The 20,530-nt window shown below is 62.1% G+C and carries 16 protein-coding genes; 6 read left to right on the top strand and 10 right to left on the bottom strand.

Annotated elements, in window-relative coordinates; all coding sequences use genetic code 11:
- Positions 1–123 precede the first annotated feature (123 nt).
- Positions 124–348 (top strand): DUF1127 domain-containing protein, encoded by a 225-nt coding sequence (locus FHX08_RS03700; RefSeq protein ID WP_245508268.1) that lies wholly within the window; start codon positions 124–126, stop codon positions 346–348.
- A 14-nt stretch (positions 349–362) separates the two neighbouring features.
- Positions 363–1,571: an MFS transporter gene (locus FHX08_RS03695; RefSeq protein WP_132653943.1), complete on the top strand. Its 1,209-nt coding sequence runs from the start codon at positions 363–365 to the stop codon at positions 1,569–1,571.
- On the opposite strand, the gene cbiB is transcribed toward FHX08_RS03695, so the two are convergent.
- The 7 genes from cbiB to FHX08_RS03660 form a co-directional block, all read right to left on the bottom strand.
- Complete coding sequence (gene cbiB / locus FHX08_RS03690) at positions 1,568–2,548, bottom strand: adenosylcobinamide-phosphate synthase CbiB (RefSeq protein ID WP_132653942.1); 981 nt, start codon at positions 2,546–2,548, stop codon at positions 1,568–1,570. The genes FHX08_RS03695 and cbiB overlap by 4 nt on opposite strands.
- On the bottom strand, positions 2,545–3,546 hold the full coding sequence (gene cobD / locus FHX08_RS03685; RefSeq protein WP_132653941.1) for a threonine-phosphate decarboxylase CobD: 1,002 nt from the start codon (positions 3,544–3,546) through the stop codon (positions 2,545–2,547). The genes cbiB and cobD overlap by 4 nt, the downstream gene beginning before the upstream one ends.
- Positions 3,543–4,850 carry a cobyrinate a,c-diamide synthase gene (locus tag FHX08_RS03680; protein WP_132653940.1) on the bottom strand — a complete coding sequence of 436 codons (1,308 nt, stop codon included), beginning with the start codon at positions 4,848–4,850 and terminating at the stop codon, positions 3,543–3,545. The genes cobD and FHX08_RS03680 overlap by 4 nt, the downstream gene beginning before the upstream one ends.
- A complete protein-coding gene (cobA, locus tag FHX08_RS03675; protein WP_132653939.1) occupies positions 4,847–5,695 on the bottom strand; it encodes a uroporphyrinogen-III C-methyltransferase in 849 nt (282 codons plus the stop codon). Before cobA ends, FHX08_RS03680 begins: the two co-directional genes overlap by 4 nt.
- Positions 5,696–5,889: 194 nt before the next feature.
- Complete coding sequence (locus FHX08_RS03670) at positions 5,890–6,840, bottom strand: nucleoside hydrolase (protein WP_132653938.1); 951 nt, start codon at positions 6,838–6,840, stop codon at positions 5,890–5,892.
- A gap of 166 nt (positions 6,841–7,006) precedes the next feature.
- The gene (locus FHX08_RS03665) at positions 7,007–7,993 is read right to left on the bottom strand and encodes a nitrilase family protein (protein WP_132653937.1); all 987 of its coding nucleotides are present in this window, start codon (positions 7,991–7,993) and stop codon (positions 7,007–7,009) included.
- Between the two features lie 86 nt (positions 7,994–8,079).
- Entirely contained in the window at positions 8,080–8,490 is a 411-nt protein-coding gene (locus FHX08_RS03660; RefSeq protein WP_132653936.1) for a cobalamin biosynthesis protein, read from the bottom strand.
- Between the two features lie 122 nt (positions 8,491–8,612).
- Between FHX08_RS03660 and FHX08_RS03655 the strand changes: the two genes are divergently transcribed.
- Positions 8,613–9,398 carry a TSUP family transporter gene (locus FHX08_RS03655; protein ID WP_132653935.1) on the top strand — a complete coding sequence of 262 codons (786 nt, stop codon included), beginning with the start codon at positions 8,613–8,615 and terminating at the stop codon, positions 9,396–9,398.
- A 334-nt stretch (positions 9,399–9,732) separates the two neighbouring features.
- Positions 9,733–13,599: a hypothetical protein gene (locus tag FHX08_RS03650; protein WP_132653934.1), complete on the top strand. Its 3,867-nt coding sequence runs from the start codon at positions 9,733–9,735 to the stop codon at positions 13,597–13,599.
- 99 nt (positions 13,600–13,698) lie between these two features.
- Here FHX08_RS03650 and FHX08_RS03645 read toward each other — a convergent pair whose 3' ends face one another.
- Positions 13,699–14,352 carry a cysteine hydrolase family protein gene (locus tag FHX08_RS03645; protein WP_132653933.1) on the bottom strand — a complete coding sequence of 218 codons (654 nt, stop codon included), beginning with the start codon at positions 14,350–14,352 and terminating at the stop codon, positions 13,699–13,701.
- Between the two features lie 199 nt (positions 14,353–14,551).
- Between FHX08_RS03645 and FHX08_RS03640 the strand changes: the two genes are divergently transcribed.
- Complete coding sequence (locus tag FHX08_RS03640) at positions 14,552–14,917, top strand: nuclear transport factor 2 family protein (RefSeq protein WP_132653932.1); 366 nt, start codon at positions 14,552–14,554, stop codon at positions 14,915–14,917.
- Positions 14,917–15,711, top strand: coding sequence for a helix-turn-helix domain-containing protein (locus FHX08_RS03635; RefSeq protein ID WP_132654328.1), 795 nt, complete (start codon positions 14,917–14,919; stop codon positions 15,709–15,711). Before FHX08_RS03640 ends, FHX08_RS03635 begins: the two co-directional genes overlap by 1 nt.
- 93 nt (positions 15,712–15,804) lie before the next feature.
- On the opposite strand, the gene cobO is transcribed toward FHX08_RS03635, so the two are convergent.
- Positions 15,805–16,437: a cob(I)yrinic acid a,c-diamide adenosyltransferase gene (gene cobO, locus FHX08_RS03630; protein ID WP_132653931.1), complete on the bottom strand. Its 633-nt coding sequence runs from the start codon at positions 16,435–16,437 to the stop codon at positions 15,805–15,807.
- The gene (gene cobN / locus FHX08_RS03625) at positions 16,400–20,521 is read right to left on the bottom strand and encodes a cobaltochelatase subunit CobN (RefSeq protein ID WP_184326871.1); all 4,122 of its coding nucleotides are present in this window, start codon (positions 20,519–20,521) and stop codon (positions 16,400–16,402) included. Before cobN ends, cobO begins: the two co-directional genes overlap by 38 nt.
- Positions 20,522–20,530: the final 9 nt, after the last annotated feature.

Here is a 20,530-nt window from a genome sequence, read left to right as displayed (position 1 = left end):
GCTCGCTTTGGAAATAATTGAGAACTTTTTGGAAGCGCTTAAGTACCGCGCTCGCCTCCTCCTCCAGACTCCGGGCTCGTTCGATGTCGAAGGTCCCGAAATTTCAACCCAATGGAGGTCATCATGAGCGATTGCTGCGCCCCTGCACGCGTCTCACATCGCAGACCATCACACCGGCATCACGGCCTGATCGTCCTGCGAAGCGTGATTGCACGCTGGTTCTGGCGCATCCGTATCCGTCGGGAGCGGAAGCAAAGATCGAAGATCAGCCCCGTCCTGATCGATGATCTCGGCCTGACGGAACAGCAGGCCGGGAGCGAAACAGCCGGATTCTTCTGGCACGTGTGAAGGCGGACGAAACAATGACGGACGATCGCCAGTTCCAGTCTGCCGCGGCGCTTCACCAGCCCGTGCACAGTACGACATCACCGCAAGGAGCCCCTGTCCCCTGGGCAGCAATGGCGGGCATCATCACGACGGTCACGGTCTTTGCTGTGGCGCAGGGGCTGACCTATCCGCTGCTGAGCTTCATCCTGGAGCGGCGGGGCACGACATCGGGGCTGATCGGCCTGTCGGCCGCGATGACACCATTCGGTTTCATCGTCTCGGCGCCACTCGTTCCCGCACTCTCAGGGCACATCGGCGCAGCGCGGCTGGCGGTTCTCTGTTCTGTCCTTGCCGCCCTCACCCTCGCCGCCATTGCCTCGATGCAGAATGTCTGGGCCTGGATGCCGCTGCGCCTCCTGCTCGGCGTCTTCGCCAATCCGCTTTACGTGATCAGCGAGACCTGGCTGGTCTCGCTCACGCCGGCGTTGTACCGGGGCCGCATCATGGGCCTCTATTCGTCGATCGTTTCGGCAGGCTTCGCGCTCGGCCCGCTATCCCTTGGCCTCGCCGGCACCGAAGGCTGGCCGCCCTTCCTGATCGGCATCGCCGCCTTCCTCTTCTGCGGCCTGATCGTGCTCGCAGTCGTCGCACGCCTGCCCGCCATGCCGCAGGAGAGAGAGGCAATCTCGGTCATCAGCTTTTTCGCGCTTGCGCCGCTCCTCCTGTTTGCAGTCTTCACCGCTGCCGCTTTCGAGCAAGTTCTGCTCTCGCTGTTTGCGGTTTATGGCGCAGCATTCGGCAGCGATGAACAGCGGATTGCCTCCCTCATCACCTGTTTCATCACTGGCAATGCAATCCTGCAGGTCCTGCTTGGCCGTATGGTTGAACGGTTCGGCTCGCGGCGAACCCTGCTCTTCTGCGTCCTCACCTGTCTCGCTGCCTGCCTGCTGCTTTCGCCAAGCTTCGACACGTGGCTGATCTGGCCACTGTTCTTCGCTTGGGGCGGCGTCTCCTTCGGCCTTTACACCCTGTCGCTGATCCAACTCGGCGAGCGCTTCACAGGCCCGTCCCTCATCGCCGGCAACGCCGCCTTCGCCTTCGTCTGGGGCCTCGGCGGCATCCTTGGCTCGCCCGCGACGGGCATGGCGATGCAGATGATCGGCCATCACGGTCTGCCGCTATCGCTTGGCCTGCTGAGCTTAACCCTTACGGTATTGTTGATGGTGGAGAGACGGCTAGCCTAGAGCAGGCAGACAAAGGCCACGAAGGCAAGCAGGGTCAGCGACATACAGCTGGCCTGGAAGACCGAAATCCCGTCCTCGACATCACCTGCCGTCGCCACATCCCGGCCGGTGCCGTTGATCATCGGCTCGCGCACGACGACACCCGAATAGACGCGTGGGCCGGCCAGCTGCAGGTCGAGCGCGCCGGCCATGGCCGCTTCCGGACGGCCGGAATTCGGCGAGCGATGCAGCTTGCCGTCACGCAGGCCTACACGGAAGGAATCGCTGAAGGCGGTCGTGCCGCGGCGGATGCCGGCGCCCATGGCGATCAGCAGGATCGACAGGCGCGCCGCCGGCCAGTTGGCGATATCGTCCAGCCGGGCCGAAGCCCAGCCGAAATCGACATATTTCTCCGAGCGGTGGCCGATCATCGAATCCGCCGTATTCAGCATCTTGTAGAAGAACAGGCCCGGCAGGCCGAAAATCGCATACCAGAGAGCCGGCGCCACCACGCCATCGGAGAAGTTTTCCGCAAGGCTCTCGATCGCCGCGCGGCAGACACCCGGCTCATCTAATGTTTCCGGGTCACGTCCGACGATCCGCGACACCGCCTTGCGCCCACCGACGAGACCTTCGGCCCTCAGCGCCGTTGCCACCGCCGCGACATGATCCGACAAGCTCTTCTGCGCCAGGAAGATCGCCACGCAGAAAACTTCGAGCAGAATACCAAGGGGGCCGAAGAGCATGAAGAACCAGTGCAGCACCAGCCCAGTGACGACGGCGAGCACCGAAAGCGCCAGGATCGCCACGACGCCATTCTGTTTGCGCTGCGCCTTGCTCAGGCTCTCGCGATTGAAATGCTGATCGAAATAGCCGATCGCCCGGCCGAAGATGGCAACTGGATGCGGCACGCGCACCCACAGCCATTGCGGATCGCCGATGATGCGATCAAGCAGCAAGGCCAGAACCAACACGAGAGAATGTTCGTCCAAATTCATCGATCAAAGCTCCGAAGGGCCGCAGCCAGTCTCGCGTCGTCAGCGGCGTCCGGCGCAAGGCCGAAGCGCAGCCAATCCGGCGCGTAGTCGAACCGGCGGACGAGAATATGATTGCGGCAAAGAGTCGTGTAAATGCCGGGGGCTCTGCCGTCGACAACAAGAGTGAAAAGCGGCGTGCCGCCTGCCACCGTAAGGCCGGCGTCGACTAGCACGGCATGAAGGGCAGCCTGCCGCTCGGCGATCGAGCGGAGAATAGCGGAAACATCCGAATTCAGCAGCGAACCGGCAAGAAAAAGCGCCGGCCCCGACACGGCCCAGGGGCCGAGCCAGTCCTCGAAACGCGCAAGAATATCGCTCCGCGCAATGGCAAAGCCGAGCCTCAGCCCCGCAAGCCCGAAGAATTTGCCGAAGGAGCGGAGGATGATGAGGTTGGAAAGCGCAGCCGCTCGCGGCGCGAGGCTCGTTTCCGGGCTCGTATCGCCGAAAGCCTCGTCGACCACGAGAAAGCCGCCATTTGCCTTGAGCCGCTCGTGCAGCGCCTCCAGCCGGCCGGCAGTATAGACCCGGCCATCAGGATTGTTTGGATTGACCACCACGGCAAGCCCATGCTCCGGGCCGATATCATCGATATCGCTGACCGTATCGACGGCAAAACCCGCGGCGCCGAAGGCCCGTGCATATTCTCCATAGGTCGGAGACAGGATCGCCACCCGCCTGCCCGGCTGCGGGAGCCGCGGCAGAAGCTGGATCACGGACTGCGTGCCGGGAACCGGAAGCGGCAGGATCGCGCCGCTGCGATAATGATCGCGCGCAGCATAGCGCGCCGTCTCGACCAGATGCCGGTCCGGCAGCCGCTGCCAGACCCTCGTCGGGATCTCCGGCAGCGAAACCGGATTGGGATTGATACCGGTCGAAAGGTCGAGCCAGTCTTCCACGCGTCCGCCAAAGGTCGCCGCCGCCGCGGTAATGCCGCCGCCATGAATGATCGGCGCATTCACGATGCGGCTCCCGCAAGGTCGATCAGATGCATATAGGAGCCGGCCACCTGCCCGCGCCGCAGGCCTGCCTGGCCGAGATCGTTGCCGAGCGCATCCTCGGCGGCAAAGAGCCGATCGGCCTCGCCTTCGGAGACGATGGTGGAATAATGAAACTCGTGCGCCGTCATCACCTTGTCGAAGAAGGCGCCCTCAAGTGGCGTCACGCGGCGATAGCCGAGATGCCGCTGCCGCGCCTGGTAGCTGGTGACGACAGGCAAGAGGCCGAGCATTTCATGGCGCGCGCCTCCCGCGTCGATCAGCCCGTCGCCGAGCACCATGTAGCCGCCGCATTCGCCATAGATGCGCACGCCGCGTGCTGCCGCAGCCTTCATCGCCGCGGCAAAATTCTGCGCCGCCGACAGCCTGCCCGCATGCAGCTCGGGATAACCGCCCGGCAGATAGATCGCATCGGCATCCGCTGCCGGCGCTTCATCGGCCAGCGGCGAAAAGAACGAAATCTCCGCGCCGCGCCGTCGCCAGCCGAGCAGCATATGCTCGTAGCAGAAGGCAAAGGCGATATCGCGGGCAACGGCAATACGGCTGCCGAAGGGCATCAGCCGGGCGATATTGGCGGCCGACGGCCGGTTCAGCCCCTGGCGTGCGATGCGCATCAGGAATTCGAAATTGCACTCTTCGGAGACGGCATCCGCGGCGTAATCGATGAATTCCTCGAGCGCCGCATGTTCGCCCGCCTGCACCAGCCCGAGATGTCGCTCCGGCAGGGCGAGCATCGCATCCTTGCGGATGACGGCGACGACAGGCATGCGGATCTTGTCCAGTGCCTGCCGCAACATCGCCTCATGCCGGTCGCTGCCGACTTTGTTCAGGATGACACCGGCAATGCGCACATCGGCGCGGAAACCGGCAAAACCGCTGACAAGCGGCGCAACGGATTGCGACAGGCGCGAGGCATCGACGACGAGAACGACGGAAAGCCCGAGCTGCGCTGCCAGTTCCGCCGCCGTGCCACGCCCGTCCGCAGCGCCATCGAACAGGCCCATCATGCCCTCGATCAGCAGGATCCGGTCGCCGGAACGGTGCAACGTCGCATTGGCCGAAATCAGCTCCGGCCGCATGCCCCAGGGATCGAAATTGAGGCAGAGCGCGCCGCTTGCCGCCGCATGAAAGGCTGGATCGATATAGTCAGGCCCCGTCTTGCCGGGGGCCACACCAATACCGCGCCGTCGCAATGCCCGCAGCAGCCCCAGGGTAACGGTGGTCTTGCCGGACCCGGAAGACGGTGCGGCGATCAGAAGTCCGCTCATGCCGTCTCCTTTCCCCGACCTTCCGCATGCTTGAAGGGATCGGGCTGCAGGCGCCGCCCGCCAAGCGCACCCAGCCAGTCGAGCGAGCCGCGCAGCCGCACCACCTCACCGACCACGACGACCGCCGGCGGCTCCAGCCCGGAGGCCGCAACGGCCTCGGTCGCCTGCCCGAGCGTCGTCTCCAGCACCTGCTGCGCGCCGGTCGCCGCATTGCAAACGAACGCCACGGGTTCGGATGCCGAACGGCCGGAGGCAATGAGATTGGCGCTGATCTGGGCGATATGCTTCATCGCCATATACATGACGATGACGGGCGAACCCTTGCCGATCGCTTCCCAGTTGATCGCATCGGGCACGATGCCGGAAGAGTCATGTCCGGTGAGGAAGGTCACGGCATGATTGATCTCGCGATGGGTCACCGGAATGCCGGCATAGGCAAGCCCGCCGATGCCGGCGGTAATGCCCGGCACGATGCGGAAAGGAATATTATGCTCGACCAGCGTCAGCGCCTCTTCCCCGCCTCGCCCGAAGACGAAGGGATCGCCGCCCTTCAGCCGCAGCACGCGCTTGCCGGCCCGCGCCAGCTCCACCAGTCTCAGCGAAATATCCCGCTGCTTGGCGGAGGGCTTACCGCCGCGTTTACCGGCATATTCAAGCTCGGCGCCGGAGCGCGCAAGCTTCAGACAGTCCTCGTTGACCAGCGCGTCATGGACGATCACATCGGCCTCGGCGAGCCCCTTGGCAGCAAGCAGCGTCAGCAGACCAGGATCACCCGGACCGGCGCCAACGAGCCAGACGCTGCCCGGCTCCAGCGCCGGCAGATGTGAGAATGTGCTGTCGATCATTCCGCTGATCTAGGCCCGCTAATAGACGAGGTCAACGCTCTCGCTTGCCGTGCACTGGAACTTGACGAAATCGACTTGAATCAACTTCGCAAGAACCGGAATTTCTTTCGAAGAAAATGCACTCAACAGATTGATTGGATTCCAAAATACGGAACGGGCCGACAGCGAGGTGTAATGCCGGCCCGTTGAAACGATCAGGCGCGCAGAAGCGTATCACGGATCAGGTCGATCACCTTTTCCGACTCGATGCCGGTGGCAACGACCTGACTCGGCAAGCCATCCCAATGCCCTGGCGGGAAGCGGCGGCCATCCGGCTTGACGATCGTCTGGCCATCGGCAATGCCGCCGCAGACGACGCGCACTGCACCCGTGATCGTGGTGAACAGTTCGGGCGCTACGACATAGACGCAAGCGCAGCTGTCATGCACCATCATGCCGTCCTCGACCGCATGCTTGTAGAAATCGATGTAGAACTGCGAGAGCTCGTCGAGCTGCTTGACAGCCTTGTCGCCCTTGGCGGCCATGTCGCGCAGATAGCCGCGGCTCATCGTCGTGATCGCCGTGACATCGAGGCCGATGACGACCACCTTCCACGGCGCGGTCATGATAATATCGGCCGCTTCCGGATCGCCATGAATATTGGCTTCGGCAACCGGCGAGACGTTGCCCGGCAGATAAAAGTTGCCGCCCATGATGACGACTTCCTTCACCAGGCCCGCAATCTCCGGATCTTCCTTCAGCGCCAACGCCAGGTTCGTCATGCGGCCGACAGCAACCAGCGTCACCTCGCCCGGATTGGCGCGCACTGTGTCAATGATGAAGCGATGCGCCGGACGCGGGTCGAGCGGCAGGTCGATTGTGTCAGGCACCGGCATGTTGCCGAGGCCGTTATCGCCATGCACCATGGTCGGCCACGGGCGCTCGTGGCGCGACGGGTCGATGGTGACACTGGCGCCCTTGGCGACCGGTGCCGCAATATCCCACTCCCGCTTCAGGAACAGCGCATTGCGCGTCGTCGTTTCAACCGAAGCATTGCCGAAGACAGTGGTGATACCGATCAGGTCGATCTCCGGATGGCGATGCAGGAAGAGAAGCGCCATGGCGTCATCGACGCCCGGATCCGTGTCATAAATGACCTTGTGCATGTGTTTCCTCTGGATGTGGATTATGAAATGGAGCAAATTCAGATCACGATCTGAACGTGGGGGTTCTTGCCCATGCCACTGAGAACGCTGATAAAGTGACAATGTCAACCTTATCGGTCCTTCTGCCTCGCGAGCAATGTGGTGCGCCGGCTTTCAAGCCGGGCGATCAGGCACTGCCGGTCTTTTCGGGCGGCGCATATGAGAAGCGGACTTCACGCGTGGAAGCGGCGTCAGCCTGCGGCTGGACGATAATTTCGTACAGATCGGGCCGCCTTACCCTGAGCCACCGCCGCCCCTGGCTCATGGGCAGCAGGTCCAGGTCCATATCGGCAACCACCATCTCGTCGCGGGCCGCCCATGTCTCGGTCAGAACGCGTCCGTAGGGATCGATGATCATGGCGTTGCCGGTGCGCACTTCGCCATTGTCCTCGCCGATGCCGTTGCTGAAAACGACGAACATCCCGTTGTCGCGGGCGCGCGAAGGAAGCCAGCGCATCAGCCATTCGCGCCCCTTCGGCCCCAGGATTTCCTTTTCGATCGCTTCGGGATCGCGCTCGCGGTTCCGCCAGATATCGACATCGATCAGGCCCAGTGCATGCGGACTGGCCGAATGGCAGCCGCCAGTCTGATGAGGGGCAAGCAGGATGTCGGCTCCCATCAGGGCCGTTGCCCGGGCATTTTCGAGGATGTTGTTGTCGTAGCAGATCAGAATACCGATGCGCACGCCCCAGGGCGTATCGAAGACTGTATATCTGTCGCCACTCAGGATCGCATCGTGTTCGAACGCATGCAGTTTCCGGTGAACGTGAACGGTGCCGTCCGGTAGCGCCACGAAGTAGCTGTTGTAGAGTTTTCCATTCTCCGAGCGCTCAATGAGCCCTGCCCCGATGCCGATGCCGAGATCGGCCGCAAGCTGGCGGACATGACGGCAGGAGGGACCGTCAGGCAAGGCCTCGCTCAATGCCTCCAGTTCGTTCACGCTCAAGCCGGGCACATGCCAGTAGCCGGTGATGCACATTTCGGGCATCGCGATCAGCGCCGCCCCCTCTTCTGCCGCCTTCGCGGCATAGGCCTCTATCCTGCCCATATTATAGGCCTTGTCGCTCGCCCTGTGCTGAAACTGAACGCTGGCGACACGAAGCACATTTTTCATCGCACCGATCCTCCTTTATGATCCGGCTGGGCCTTCAATCCGAGACAGGTCATTGCTGCCACAGTGAGCCCGGTACGTCACGCCTGTTACGAACCGATGCGGGCTATTGCCGCTGTCGCATGTGCGGATTTGATCTTGCAGAGCATCAGCTGTGCCTCTGCTCCGATAGCCGCAAGCGCCGCCGATTCCGCCACTCCATGGCAGCCGACGCGGGCAAAGACGATCTCGGAGGGATTTTTCAGCCGCGGCGTTTCCTCTTCCAGCCTTGATGCGTCAAAGAAGACTGCCGGAACGTCGAAATGCTCCGCAACGGCGAGAATGGCCGGTTCCTGCCTGCGGCTGTCGATCGAGCCAATGGCGGCAAGCTCCGCGCTCTTTATGCCGGCCGCCTCCAGCGCCTCGATGGCAAGCGCCAGAACCTCGGCAGGCAGCGCGCCGCGCTCGCAGCCGAGCCCGAGCACATGCCGTCTTGCGCCATCGAAAGTGATCTCGCTCATTCCCATCTGTTGAATAGGCCCCGCTGTTTCTTCGGAGCCATTGCAGCTTGTGGCGGGAAATGCAACAAGGCCGCCCGAACGCCCCCGCACTCGCCCTCGAATGCTCCTCCCGGACTAGCATCTTGCCTGACATTGCCTTCCATCTGCTTCTGCTGCTCTGCGCGGCCGCCTTCTTTGCCGGTTTCGTCGATTCCATTGCCGGCGGCGGCGGCCTCATCACCGTCCCCGCCATGTTGATCGCAGGCATCCCGCCGCTGCAGACGCTCGGCACCAACAAGGTGCAATCGCTCTTCGGCGCCGCTTCGGCAACCATCGCTTATGCCCGCAAGGGCCATGTGAAGCTTTCGGAACAATTGCCGATGGCGCTGATGGCCGTCTTGGGCGGGTCGCTGGGTGCGGCCCTTGCCACGCTCGTTCCCGGCCAGGTGCTGCAGGCCGTCATGCCGGTGCTGTTGGTGGCGATCGCCATCTTTTTCGCCGTCAAGCCGAACCTCAACGATTCTGATACGCACCGCCGGATGACGCCCTCCCTTTTCGGCCTGACGCTGGTTCCGGTCATCGGCTTCTACGACGGCGTCTTCGGCCCCGGCACCGGCTCCTTCTTCATGCTGGCTTTCGTCACACTCGCAGGCTTCGGCATGCTGAAGGCGACGGCTCACACCAAGCTTCTCAATCTCGGCTCGAACTTCGGCGCACTCGTCGTCTTCGCGAGCTTCGGCGCGACCCTCTGGAAGATCGGCCTCCTGATGGGCGCCTGCCAGTTCCTCGGCGCGCAACTCGGTTCCCGGCTTGCCATGCGCATTGGCGCAAAGCTCATCAAGCCGCTGCTCGTCATCGTCTGCATCGCCTTTGCGGTGAAGCTGCTTTCCGACCCGGCAAACCCGCTGCGCGTCTCGCTTGGCGTTTAATTCCGGCACATCAGAAATCGAATACCGTCACTCTCCTTAAAGGCGATTAAGGAAGCGCACACAATCTTGGCGGGACCTATCTTGCCCGGCAAATCAAAACCCGCTTAGATAAAACGGCAGACGGCGATCGAAATCGCACCACGGCATCGGGCATTCAGCAAAAGCGCCCAGCGGTTTTGCGCCTGAAACTGCTTAAAACAAAGAGATGGAGCATTTTCGCGATTTGAAGAAGAGCGGAAATACGCCCGTCCTGTAAAGCATATCCATCATAGCCGTACTACCGACAGCAGAACGTTTTTACTGATCAGTTCCTCAATCCGGAAGCAGGTGGGGTATGACTGGCATTGACGAACCTTCCTATTTGAGCCTTTTCATAACAGATCCGGTAAGCGGACGCCCTACATCAGGGCTCCCAGTCTACGCCGAACTCATCGTGCCCTTCACGCCGGCGGCACGGGCACCCAGTCGCCGGCTGCGGGAGCCGGTCTTTTCTGCGGTCACCAATTTCGACGATTCCATTCCAGAGGCGGAACGTGCCCGGATAGTGGACATGATACTTGCCGCGCTGGCATCGATCCTCACGGAAGAGGCAGAATTATCGCTTGCGGCCGATCCCAACGAAGCGCGCGAGCTGGTTTACGCTGTGCTGAAACGCGTATTCGACACGGCCGGCGTCGACAGCCTGCAGGATATAACGCAGGCCAAACTCAGCGTCCTCATCAAGCAAGGCATGAAAGACGTTGCCGAAGAACACGATCTGGAACTCGCAGCGGAAGCGGAACCGCAGGAGGTCGTCTACGCCGAGCCGCTCGGCATCCTCACCACCGATCATGTCGGCTATCTGTCCTTCGATCTCATGCGGCTTCAGCCTCAATCGCGCCTCATGCTCTCCCTTGCAATGGCTGAGCGGCGCGCCGATAAAAACGCACCGCAGAAGGTGCAGATCCTGGTCCAACCCTTCGGGCAGGAAGCCGCCGTCGACGTCTTCGGCCAAGCCCGCTTTGCCGCAAACGCTATCGTCGGCCGCGTCATGGCTCCCAAAGCGGACCTGCCCGCGGCGCTCGTCAACATGGGCGGCCGCGCGCTTCAAAATCCAGGCCTGACCGACTGGCAGCTCTCGCCTGCCTCCTTTGCGGCCAGTCCGAAATCGTTGCTTGGCGAAGACGGCTGCGAGCAGCTCCTGCCTGCAAATCTCGCGCTGCAGGAATTCATGCTGCGGCAGGTGGTCCGCGTGGCCGACCCGCCCGCAGGGCAGAATCTGCCCGCGGATACGCGCTTCGCCTATGTCGACGACTACAAGGTTTCCTGGTTCTCGATCGGTCATTCCCTCGGCGAAATTCTCTACAGCCTGCCGCTCGCGCCGGCCGAAACGGTCAAGCTCGCCGTCATCGACTGGTCATGGGACAGCCTCACAGAGCGGCAGGAGGACACGAAGCTGACGGAGAACCTGCTGCACCAGACCCATCGCGACCGGCTCATTTCCGAAGTCGTCAAGGCGGGCGTGAAAGAACTTCAGCACGGCTCCTCCTTCATGGCCGGCACGGCCAATTCCGTCGGCGGCAGCTTCGGCGCCAATCTGGGCATTGTCGGCGTCGGTGCGGCTGCCGGCAATACCATGGCGCTTGGCGGCTCGACGGCAAGCAGCGAAGGCAGCCGTGATCTCGCCGCCGACAATGTGCAGCGCATCAACGACAGCTTTTCCCAAGCCTCTTCGGCCGTGCGGGAGCTGACCTCCACTGTCGTCATCCAGGCCCGGCAGGAGGAGAAGGAGAGCATCCAGACCCGCACCTTCACCAATTACAATCACAGCCACACGCTGACCATTCTCTATTACCAGGTTCTCCGGCACTACCGCGTCACCGTGGAATGGATGCGCCGGCGGGCCGCGGTACTGGCGAAGATCCCCGCACGTATCGCCACCTTCGACGCCAAGACCCTGCTCGCCTATCGTTCGGTGCTGGAAGCCAATCTGCTGGATGCAAGCCTGAAGCCCGGGTTCGACGCGCTTGCCAAGCAGGAATCGCTGCGCGATTATCAAACCACTCAGAACATCGTGCCCGGCAATGTCTGGACCTTCCCGCCCTGGGAGGGCGATGAGGAGTTCACAACCTTCGAAATCGGCATAAAGACGACCGAGAGCGATCTCTCGGATTCGACTATCGTCATTTACGTGATCACGTCGGACGAATGGGTGCAGGAGAAACGCCACGAGCTGCACTATGTCTATCGCGGCGGCCATATGGGTGAAGGTGAAAATCAATTTCACAACGTGAACAGCGGCGAACGCTTCGGCGAGAAAGGTTCCGTTCAGTGGACTTTCTGCAAGATCTTCGATCAGATCACGGGGAAAGGCACAACCGTCAAATGGAAAGATATCATCGGCTTCCAGTTCGAAAAATGGGGCGATGACGACTGGCGCATCGACGCCCTGTGCATCAACGCCTTCGGGCAGAACGGCATCTGCCGCTGGCTGACCTCCCCCGAGGGATTACGGGATGTCGATCTTTATTTCCGGGGAGAAGAACCCTCCTCGCAAAGCTTCACCTGGCTGAACAGGCCGGGGCCGCGGCCGGCCGGATTGCCACCGGTCGTCGGGCCGGAGCAGAGCCTTACGCTGGAAGAACTCGGCGCGGCAAAGCGGCTTTCGAACCATTTCGAGAAGAACAACGCCTATTACAATCGTGTTATCGCGCTGACGACCGACGAAAGCGAACTCGCTATCCAGTTCGAGGGAAAGGCCTGGACCACGCCGGGACAGAATATGGCCGATCACGCCGATCCGACACCGCTCGAACTGTTTGGCAGCTATGTCGCCTATCCGCTGGCCCGGCCCGCCGATGCGGCAAACGATGCGCTTTACGTCGATCTTGCTGCAGCAATCAACAGCGGCGACCCTGCACGCCAGAAATGGGTCCAGGACAAGCTCGCGGCCATGAACGAGGACGACCGCGCGAAAGCGCTCGAGGGAATAGCGCTTGCCTCGGCCAAATCCGAACGGCTGATCACCCTGCCGACCCGCGGCGTCTTCGCGGAAGGCAAACTTGGCCATTGCAACATTTCCGAAGAGATCGACAACACCCGTTTCTGGAAATGGGAAGAACATCCGATACCGATTGAGGCGCCCGAGATCGGAACCGTCACGCCGGTGCAGCCGACACCGCAGGCGGTCAATCCGACGCCGACGCCATTCCCGCAATCGCTCATCAATATCGTCACCCCCTCTCCGGTTCCGGACCCGACGGGCCTCGGCGCAGCGCTCAACCTGCTCGCTACGCCCAACCTCTTCCGCGACATGTCCGGCCGGCAGGAGGTCGCCGATCTCCTGAAGAAACTGTCGGACAACTCGATCAGCATCGCCGAAGCGGCCAACAAGGCGCGCGAAATTCAGGCCAAATATGGGACCGATCTCGACAAGCAGCAGAAGGATTACGATCTTGGGGTAACGAAGGCCGCGGCGGAAACGGAGGGCAAAGCCATAGAAGCGGATGCTCAGGTTCAGATGGCAAAGGCCAAGTCGGCCGATGCACAGGCAGCGAAAGACGAGGCAGAAGCCAAGAAAGCCACCGTGGAAGCCGCCTCCAAACAGGCCGATGCCGCCAAAGACGTGCCGAAAGCCTATCGGGCGCCGATCTACGCGGATTCCGCCGCCACCCTTGCGGGAAATCCGACGAAGACCAAGGTCGTCGTTTTCAAGACCAAAGCCTTTGACGGTCAGGACATCCCAGGCGAATTCTCGCTTTACGTCCACGAAGTGGGCAATATGCCGATCATTAATGGCGACAAGGTAGTGAGCTACGGCGCCAAATCTGTCACCTTCTCGACGGCAACGCCGGTCATCAACGCTCGTGCGATACGCGCCGCCTTCAATCTGAAATTCGGCGACATCGATCTCAGCATGCCGGCCATATCAATCACCAACGAAGGAAATTCCTATGAAGTGGGCAAATCCCACAAGACCGTAGACCTGCTGTTGAAGCAGGACGCCATGGCCGTCTCCTTCAAGGCGAAATCGACCAATGGCGCCGTAGACGAGCTGATGAACAAGTGGGGCGTCGAACTCGGGGTCGACAAGACCGTCGCTGCCAAGATTGTCGCCGATTATGAGAAGAAGAACAAGATCGAGCACACGACCGAAGAGGAAAAATCCTATTCCTTCAATGTGCCGACCCAGACCTACAAGCTCTCGATCACAAGCCACTAAAGCATGTCACGCAAAAAGACTGAAGCGCGGCCAGTAAATCCCGGTACTCGCGACACGGTTCGGGGCAACTCGTAACATCGCCATGTCCGCTCCGGAGCATCACTTGCCGAACTTGATCTCATCGATCGAGGTCAGCGTCGTCTTGGCCGAAACACCCGGCGCATTCGCAAAGTGCCAGGCGACATACTGCTCGGCATAAGGATCGGTCGAGGACATGCCATCGACGGGCAGAATGACGTTCATGCCTTTCAGCGCCGCGTAAGCCGCCGTGTTCAGCACCGCGCCTTCCGACGCCGTGCCAGTGACGATCACGGTCTTGATGTGCTTCTCCGCCAGGATCCTTTCGAGATCGGTATTGATGAACTTATTGGCGCCCGACTGCACGACGGCATCGCCCTCTTTCGGCGCGAGCACGCTGGCGATATCACCCTTCGTCGCGCCGCCCGTGATGCTGTAGACGACGGGCACGCCGCTCTTGCGCGCCTCTTCCATCAGCTTCTCCACTTTCGGCAGCGAGGCAATGCAGCGCGGCTTGTTCTTCGTGTTGCACGGTCCCTTCGACGGGTCCTGCGCACCGTTGAAATCGAGGAGCAGCAGCGCCGTATCCAATGTATTCACCCTAACCGGCTTCAGCACTGGTGCAGCAGGGGCCTTGATCGTATTCCATTCGTCGATAACGGTTGCCTGCGCCGCAGATGCGCCGAGGATGGCGACAGCCAGGGCGGCAAAGGCTTTGTACCTACGGGTTTTCATGGCATGTCTCCTCCGAAGCAAAAGGGTCGCCGCAAATCTCCGGGCTCCCTCTCCGCCTGTCAAATCACCAAGGCGCGACCTGAACTTGATCTCGAACGGATCAGGCTTCCATTACCTCCGGCGTAATTGATAGGCTGCACCGCATTCGCCCATGATCGCCCTGCCTGGAATTGACCGGCGATCAAAAGGAGATGACCCGATGAACGACGCAAATACCAACGCCAAGCTCTATCTCGCCATCTGGAACGAGACGGATACCGCCCGCCGCCGCGCTCTCATCGCCGAGAGCTGGACGGAGGACGCTACCTATATCGATCCGCTGATGCGCGGCGAAGGCCATGAGCAGATCAACTCGCTGGTCGAGGCCGTGCAGAACCGCTTCCCCGGCTTTCGCTTCGAACTGATCGGCACGGCGGATGGCTACGGTGATGTCCTGCGCTTCTCCTGGGGCCTCGGCCCTGAGAATGGCGAAGCACTGATCAAGGGCACGGATTTTGCCGAACTCGAAGGCGGCAGGCTGAAATCCGTCCGCGGCTTCATCGATCAGCTGCCGGAAGCCGCGTGATGACGCCGACCGCCCGCTCTCTTGGAGATTGCCTGCGCGAATGGCGCCAGCGCCGCCGCATGAGCCAGCTGGACCTCGCGCTGGAAGCCGATATCTCGCAACGGCACCTGAGCTTCATCGAGAGCGGGCGCTCGACCCCGAGCCGCGAGATGCTTCTGCATCTGGCCGAACGCCTCGGCGTCCCCCTGCGTGACCGGAACCCGCTATTGCTGGCGGCGGGTTTCGCCCCCGTCTTTGCCGAACGCAAGCTCGACGATCCCGCCCTTGAGCCGGCGCGCCGCGCCATCGATATGGTGCTGAAAGGCCACGAGCCCTTCCCGGCGCTTGCCGTCGATCGCCACTGGACGCTGATTGCCGCCAATGCAGCGCTGGCACCTCTCATCACAGGCGTTGCCGATCCAGCGCTGTTGGAACCGCCAGTCAATGTGCTGCGCCTCGGGCTGCACCCACGGGGCCTGGCGCCCCACACCGTCAATCTCGCGGAGTGGCGCACCCACCTCATCGACCGGCTGCGCCAACAGATTTCAGCCTCGGGCGACCCCGTACTGGAAAAGCTGCTGAAGGAACTGCTCTCCTACGCCGCGCCCGAAGATACTGGGGAGACCCATGCCGACCACGCCGGCATCGCCGTTCCCCTGAAGCTTTCGACCAGGGCCGGCCTGCTTTCCCTGATCTCGACGACCACGGTCTTCGGCACGCCCGTCGATATCACGCTGTCGGAACTGGCGATCGAATCCTTCTTCCCGGCCGACGAGGAAACCGCCGCGATCCTGCGCAGCCTTGCACTGAACTAAGGGCTTTGTTTCTCCGCAATTCCGGATGCTGAAACTGCTCTTCTTTCACACAAGTCCGGACGCAAACAGCCACGCACTTTTGCTGGAATTGCTTTAGAACTCCACGCCCGGCTGCCCCTTGATACCGGAGCGGAAGGGATGTTTGATCAGTTCCATCTCGGTCACCAGATCGGCGATCTCGATCAGCTCTTCCTTGGCATTGCGACCCGTCAGCACGACATGCGTCATGTAGGGCTTCTCGCTCTTCAGGAATTCCACCACCTCATTGATGTCGAGATAGTCATAGCGCAGCGCGATATTGATCTCGTCGAGCAGCACCATGGAATTGCGCTCGTCGCGGATCAGCTCCTTGGCCTTTTCCCAGGCAGTGCGGGCAGCCGCCACATCCCGCGCCCGGTCCTGCGTCTCCCAGGTGAAACCCTCGCCCATCGTATGGAACTGGCAGACGTCGGAGAAATGCTTCTCGATCAGATCGCGCTCGCCGGTCCACATGGCGCCCTTGATGAATTGCACGACGGCAGAAGGCTTGCCGTGGGCGATATGCCGGAAGATCATGCCGAAAGCGGCAGACGACTTGCCCTTGCCCTTGCCGGTATGGACGATGACGAGCCCCTTCTCGTCCGTCTTGGTCGCCATGATCTTGTCGCGGGCGGCCTTCTTCTTCGCCATCTTCTCGGCGTGACGGGCATCATCCTTTTCGGCTGGTACGACGGGCTCTTCGCTCATGATAGGCTGCCTGCTCTTTTCTTGGTTCGTTGATGTCAGTAAGATCGAATTGCGCCGAGTTGCTGCGCGGCGTCCAGAGCTTGCGCTCGATCGCCTCCATCAGCCGCTCCTTCATTTCGGAAAGCGCGGCCGGGTTCTTCTCGGCCATGAAATCGCGCACCTTGGGATCGGCGAGGAAGGCCTGATAGACCGCTTCGAAATGATGATTGCCGACGGCACCGGTCGTCGCCGCAAAGGCAAAGAGATAATCGACGGTCGCCGCAATCTCGAAGGCACCCTTGTAACCGTGGCGCATGACGCCCTCGATCCATTTCGGATTGACGACGCGCCCGCGCACCACCCGCCCGATTTCTTCTTCGAGCGAACGAATGACCGGCTTTTCCGGCCGTGAATGATCATTGTGGTAGATCGCCAGCCGCTCACCGCCGAGTTCTTCGGCCGCCGCCGCCATGCCGCCTTCGAACTGGTAGTAGTCGTCGCTATCGAGCAGGTCGTGTTCGCGATTGTCCTGGTTCTGTACGACGGCCTGGATGGAACGCAGCCGCTCCTCGAAGACGCCGCGCTCGGCCCGCCCTTCCTCGCCCGCACCATAGGCATAACTGCCCCAGACGAGATAGGCTTCGGCAAGATCAGCCCGCCGCTCCCATCCCTTCTCGTCGATCAGCGCCTGCAGACCCGCACCATAGGCACCGGGCTTGGAACCGAAGATACGATAACCCGCCCGCTTCGCCGCCGCCTTCTCATCGAGCCCGGCCTCGGCAAGCCGCGCCGCCTCGCCACGCATGCGCCCGGCTATCGGATTGTCGGCCGCATCCTCATCCAAGGCGCCAACAGCGCGGATCGCCTTGTCGAATAGGGCGATCTGCTCGGGAAAAGCGTCACGGAAAAAGCCGGAAATACGCAATGTCACGTCCACTCGCGGCCGCCGCAGCATAGCCGGTGGGATGATCTCGTAGCCCGTGACGCGCCGCGAAGCCATGTCCCACACAGGTTTGACGCCGATCAGCGCCAGCGCCTGGGCGATGTCGTCGCCGCCAGTGCGCATGTTGGAGGTTCCCCAGGCCGTCAGCCCGAATGAGACGGGCCATTCGCCGTGATCCTGTGCGTAACGGCGGATCAGCAGTTCCGCGGATTTCCGGCCGAGCTCGTAGGCCGCCGGCGTCGGCACCGCGCGGCTGTCCACGGAGTAGAAATTTCGCCCCGTCGGCAAGACATCGGGCCGCCCGCGCGTCGGCGCCCCCGATGGACCGGGCGGCACAAAACGGCCATCGAGGCCACGCAGCAGGCTGGCGATTTCGGCCGGGCCGCAGGCAAGGATGGAGGGCTTGAGGCGGCCTTCGATTTCATCGAGCACGCATCTGGTTCGGGACCAGAGGGTTGGGCAGGCGAGTTCACCGGAAACCAGTTTTGCTGCGAGCAGCTCGATGCGCTCTACCGTGTCGCCGTTCGTGCGCCAGGGGGCATCAATGATATCTGCGAGGATAGCCGGGCGTGGGCCAATCCAGGGGGCAGCCATGTCGCAATTGAGAGGGTCAAAAGAAGACCCCTCCCCAACCCCTCCCCACAGGTGGGAGGGGCTTGCTGGGCGCACCGTTGCGCCGTCGGCTTTGATCTCGGCGACGGCCGTAAGCTCAACGGTAAGTCCCTCCCCCTTGTGGGGAGGGGTTGGGGAGGGTTTTTTCAACACATCCCCCGCAATCGCCCGCTGCAAACTCGCATCCCCACCCTCGCCAAGCCCGCGCGGCACGCGGGCCAGCGCCACGGTGAGATCCGTCAACAACCGCCCCTCTGGCGACACTCCGAATACATGCAGCCCATCACGGATCTGCATTTCCTTGAGATCGCAAAGATAGGCATCAAGCTTCTTCAGCGCCTCGCCTTCGGCCTCGCCCTGGGCAATCCCCGCATCCCGATCCAGCCCGATATCGGTAACAAGCTCCAGGATCTGCCGGGACAGCAATCGGATGCGCCTGGGATCGCCGCCGGAAGCCTCGTAATATTCATCGACCAGCGCCTCCAGATCCTTGAGCGGCCCATAGCTTTCGGCCCGCGTCAGCGGCGGCGTCAAATGATCGATGATGACGGCAGCGGTACGGCGCTTGGCCTGCGTGCCCTCGCCCGGATCGTTGACAATGAAGGGATAAAGATGCGGCAACGGCCCTAGAATGGCCTCCGGATAGCAGGCTTCCGACAGTGCCAGCGCCTTGCCCGGCAGCCATTCCAGATTGCCATGCTTGCCCATGTGAATGACGGCATCGGCACTGAACTCCCGGCGGAGAAAAGCGTAGAAGGCGAAATAGCCGTGCGGCGGCACGAGATCGGGCGAGTGATAGCTTTCCTTGGGATCGATATTATAGCCCCGCGCCGGCTGGATACCGACGAGCAAGCCGCCGAACCGGGCAAAGGACAGCGCGAAACTGCCCTCGCGCACATAAGGATCGGCCTCGGGATCGCCCCAGCGGGCCGTCACCTCATCCTGAATCTTAACGGGAAGAGAGGCGAAGAAGCGCTTGTATCGACTCAAGGAAAGCGTCTCGCGCACCACCTTGCCTTCGAAACCGGAATTGGTCGGCCCCGCCATCAGATGCCGCATCAGGTGATCGCCATCGGCGGGAATATCGGCGACCGAATAACCGGCCTTCTCCATCGCCCGCATCACCTCGATCGTCCCGGCGGGCGTATCGAGCCCGACGCCATTGCCGAGCCGTCCGTCACGATTCGGGTAATTTGCTATGACGAGCGCGATGCGGCGCTCCGCTGTCACTTTCCGCCGCAGCCGTGCCCAGTTGGCGGCAAGTGCGGCCACGTATGTCATGCGCCCGGCATCCGGTTCGCTGGAAACAATATTGGTTTCAACCGCAGCATCGTAACGCGCCGCCGCCTTGAAAGAGACGGCGCGCGATAGCACGCGGCCATCCACCTCCGGCAGCGCGACATTCATGCCGAGATCGCGGGCCGAGAGCCCTTGGGACGAGGCAGCCCACGCATCTCGCGACGAAGCGGAAAAGATCGCCTGCAGCACGATGGCGTCATTCGCCTCCAGCACGGTCGGTTCGCGATCGGCGCCGGGTGCGGAAACGGCAAAGCCTGTCGTGTTGATGACGATATCTGGCTTGAGTTCGGCGAAGATGGATTCGAGGATGCCTTTGGAGACCGGGTCCTTGAGGCTGTAGGCGAAGACCGGCAGCGGGCGCAGGCCTTGCGCCTGCAAGGCTTCGATTAGGGCTTCGACAGGGCGGGTTTCGCCGCTTTGGACAAGGGCACGATAGAAAGCGATGGCGACGACTGGGGGTTCAAACCCCTCCTCCGCTACCATACCCCCCTCTGCCCTGCCGGACATCTCCCCCACAAGGGGGGAGATCGAATCGTGGAGGGCTTCTCCCCAAACAACCGACGTAGGGCGATGGTCCTGCCGCTTGCCGATCTCCCCCCTTGTGGGGGAGATGTCCGGCAGGACAGAGGGGGGTGCCACGCTTTCACTGGCTACGGAATAAACGCCCGAAACAAGCCGCCGCCACTCCTCAACTCCGACAAGCCCCCGCCCCGGCCACCATATTCCGGCTTTCATCAGCGGCGCGGCCGGTGCGGGCTTCTCCGCTCCCGAGAGCATCGCTGCCGCATAGGCCAGAAAGCCCCGCGCATTGGCGTCCCCGCCCTCGATCAGGTATCTCCAGAGCGCGTTGAGATCGTCGAGCGCCACATTGGAAAACGGTGTCAAGCCCGCATCCGGCTTGGCATCGCCCGGCAGCACCGCAATCAGCGCCCCATTGCGTGCCGCAACCGCATGCAGTGCCTCCAGCGCATAGTGAAAATAGCTCGCCCCGCCGAGCGCCCGCACGATGATCAGCTTCGCATGCCGCGCGGTCCGCTCCGCATAGGTGTCGACCGACATTGGATGCTTCAGGCTCATCAGGCTCGCAAGCCGGAGCGTAAGCCCCGTCGCTCCGCCGGCATGAGCCGCGGCAATCGACGCGAGTTCGGTGTCGGCAGCCGACAGGAACAGGATGTCGCCCGGCGACTGGCCGAGGTCGATCGCCTCTTCCCCGTCGCTGATCGTTCCCTGCTGGGCGAGAAGCAGATGCATTCGATGTCC

This window comes from Rhizobium sp. BK529 (genome assembly GCF_014194105.1).
GTDB lineage: Bacteria > Pseudomonadota > Alphaproteobacteria > Rhizobiales > Rhizobiaceae > Rhizobium.
This window is presented reverse-complemented; position numbering and strand designations above follow the sequence as displayed.

What these genes read in the sequence shown, in the direction of transcription:
- FHX08_RS03660 (WP_132653936.1), bottom strand. Translation starts at nt 8,490, where the DNA reads ATGAGCGAGATCACTTTCGATGGCGCAAGACGGCATGTGCTCGGGCTC.
- FHX08_RS03680 (WP_132653940.1), bottom strand. Translation starts at nt 4,850, where the DNA reads ATGAGCGGACTTCTGATCGCCGCACCGTCTTCCGGGTCCGGCAAGACC.
- cobO (WP_132653931.1), bottom strand. Translation starts at nt 16,437, where the DNA reads ATGAGCGAAGAGCCCGTCGTACCAGCCGAAAAGGATGATGCCCGTCAC.
- FHX08_RS03635 (WP_132654328.1), top strand. Translation starts at nt 14,917, where the DNA reads ATGACGCCGACCGCCCGCTCTCTTGGAGATTGCCTGCGCGAATGGCGC.
- FHX08_RS03695 (WP_132653943.1), top strand. Translation starts at nt 363, where the DNA reads ATGACGGACGATCGCCAGTTCCAGTCTGCCGCGGCGCTTCACCAGCCC.
- cbiB (WP_132653942.1), bottom strand. Translation starts at nt 2,548, where the DNA reads ATGAATTTGGACGAACATTCTCTCGTGTTGGTTCTGGCCTTGCTGCTT.
- cobN (WP_184326871.1), bottom strand. Translation starts at nt 20,521, where the DNA reads ATGCATCTGCTTCTCGCCCAGCAGGGAACGATCAGCGACGGGGAAGAG.
- FHX08_RS03670 (WP_132653938.1), bottom strand. Translation starts at nt 6,840, where the DNA reads ATGCACAAGGTCATTTATGACACGGATCCGGGCGTCGATGACGCCATG.
- FHX08_RS03645 (WP_132653933.1), bottom strand. Translation starts at nt 14,352, where the DNA reads ATGAAAACCCGTAGGTACAAAGCCTTTGCCGCCCTGGCTGTCGCCATC.
- FHX08_RS03640 (WP_132653932.1), top strand. Translation starts at nt 14,552, where the DNA reads ATGAACGACGCAAATACCAACGCCAAGCTCTATCTCGCCATCTGGAAC.
- FHX08_RS03700 (WP_245508268.1), top strand. Translation starts at nt 124, where the DNA reads ATGAGCGATTGCTGCGCCCCTGCACGCGTCTCACATCGCAGACCATCA.
- FHX08_RS03650 (WP_132653934.1), top strand. Translation starts at nt 9,733, where the DNA reads ATGACTGGCATTGACGAACCTTCCTATTTGAGCCTTTTCATAACAGAT.
- cobA (WP_132653939.1), bottom strand. Translation starts at nt 5,695, where the DNA reads ATGATCGACAGCACATTCTCACATCTGCCGGCGCTGGAGCCGGGCAGC.
- FHX08_RS03665 (WP_132653937.1), bottom strand. Translation starts at nt 7,993, where the DNA reads ATGAAAAATGTGCTTCGTGTCGCCAGCGTTCAGTTTCAGCACAGGGCG.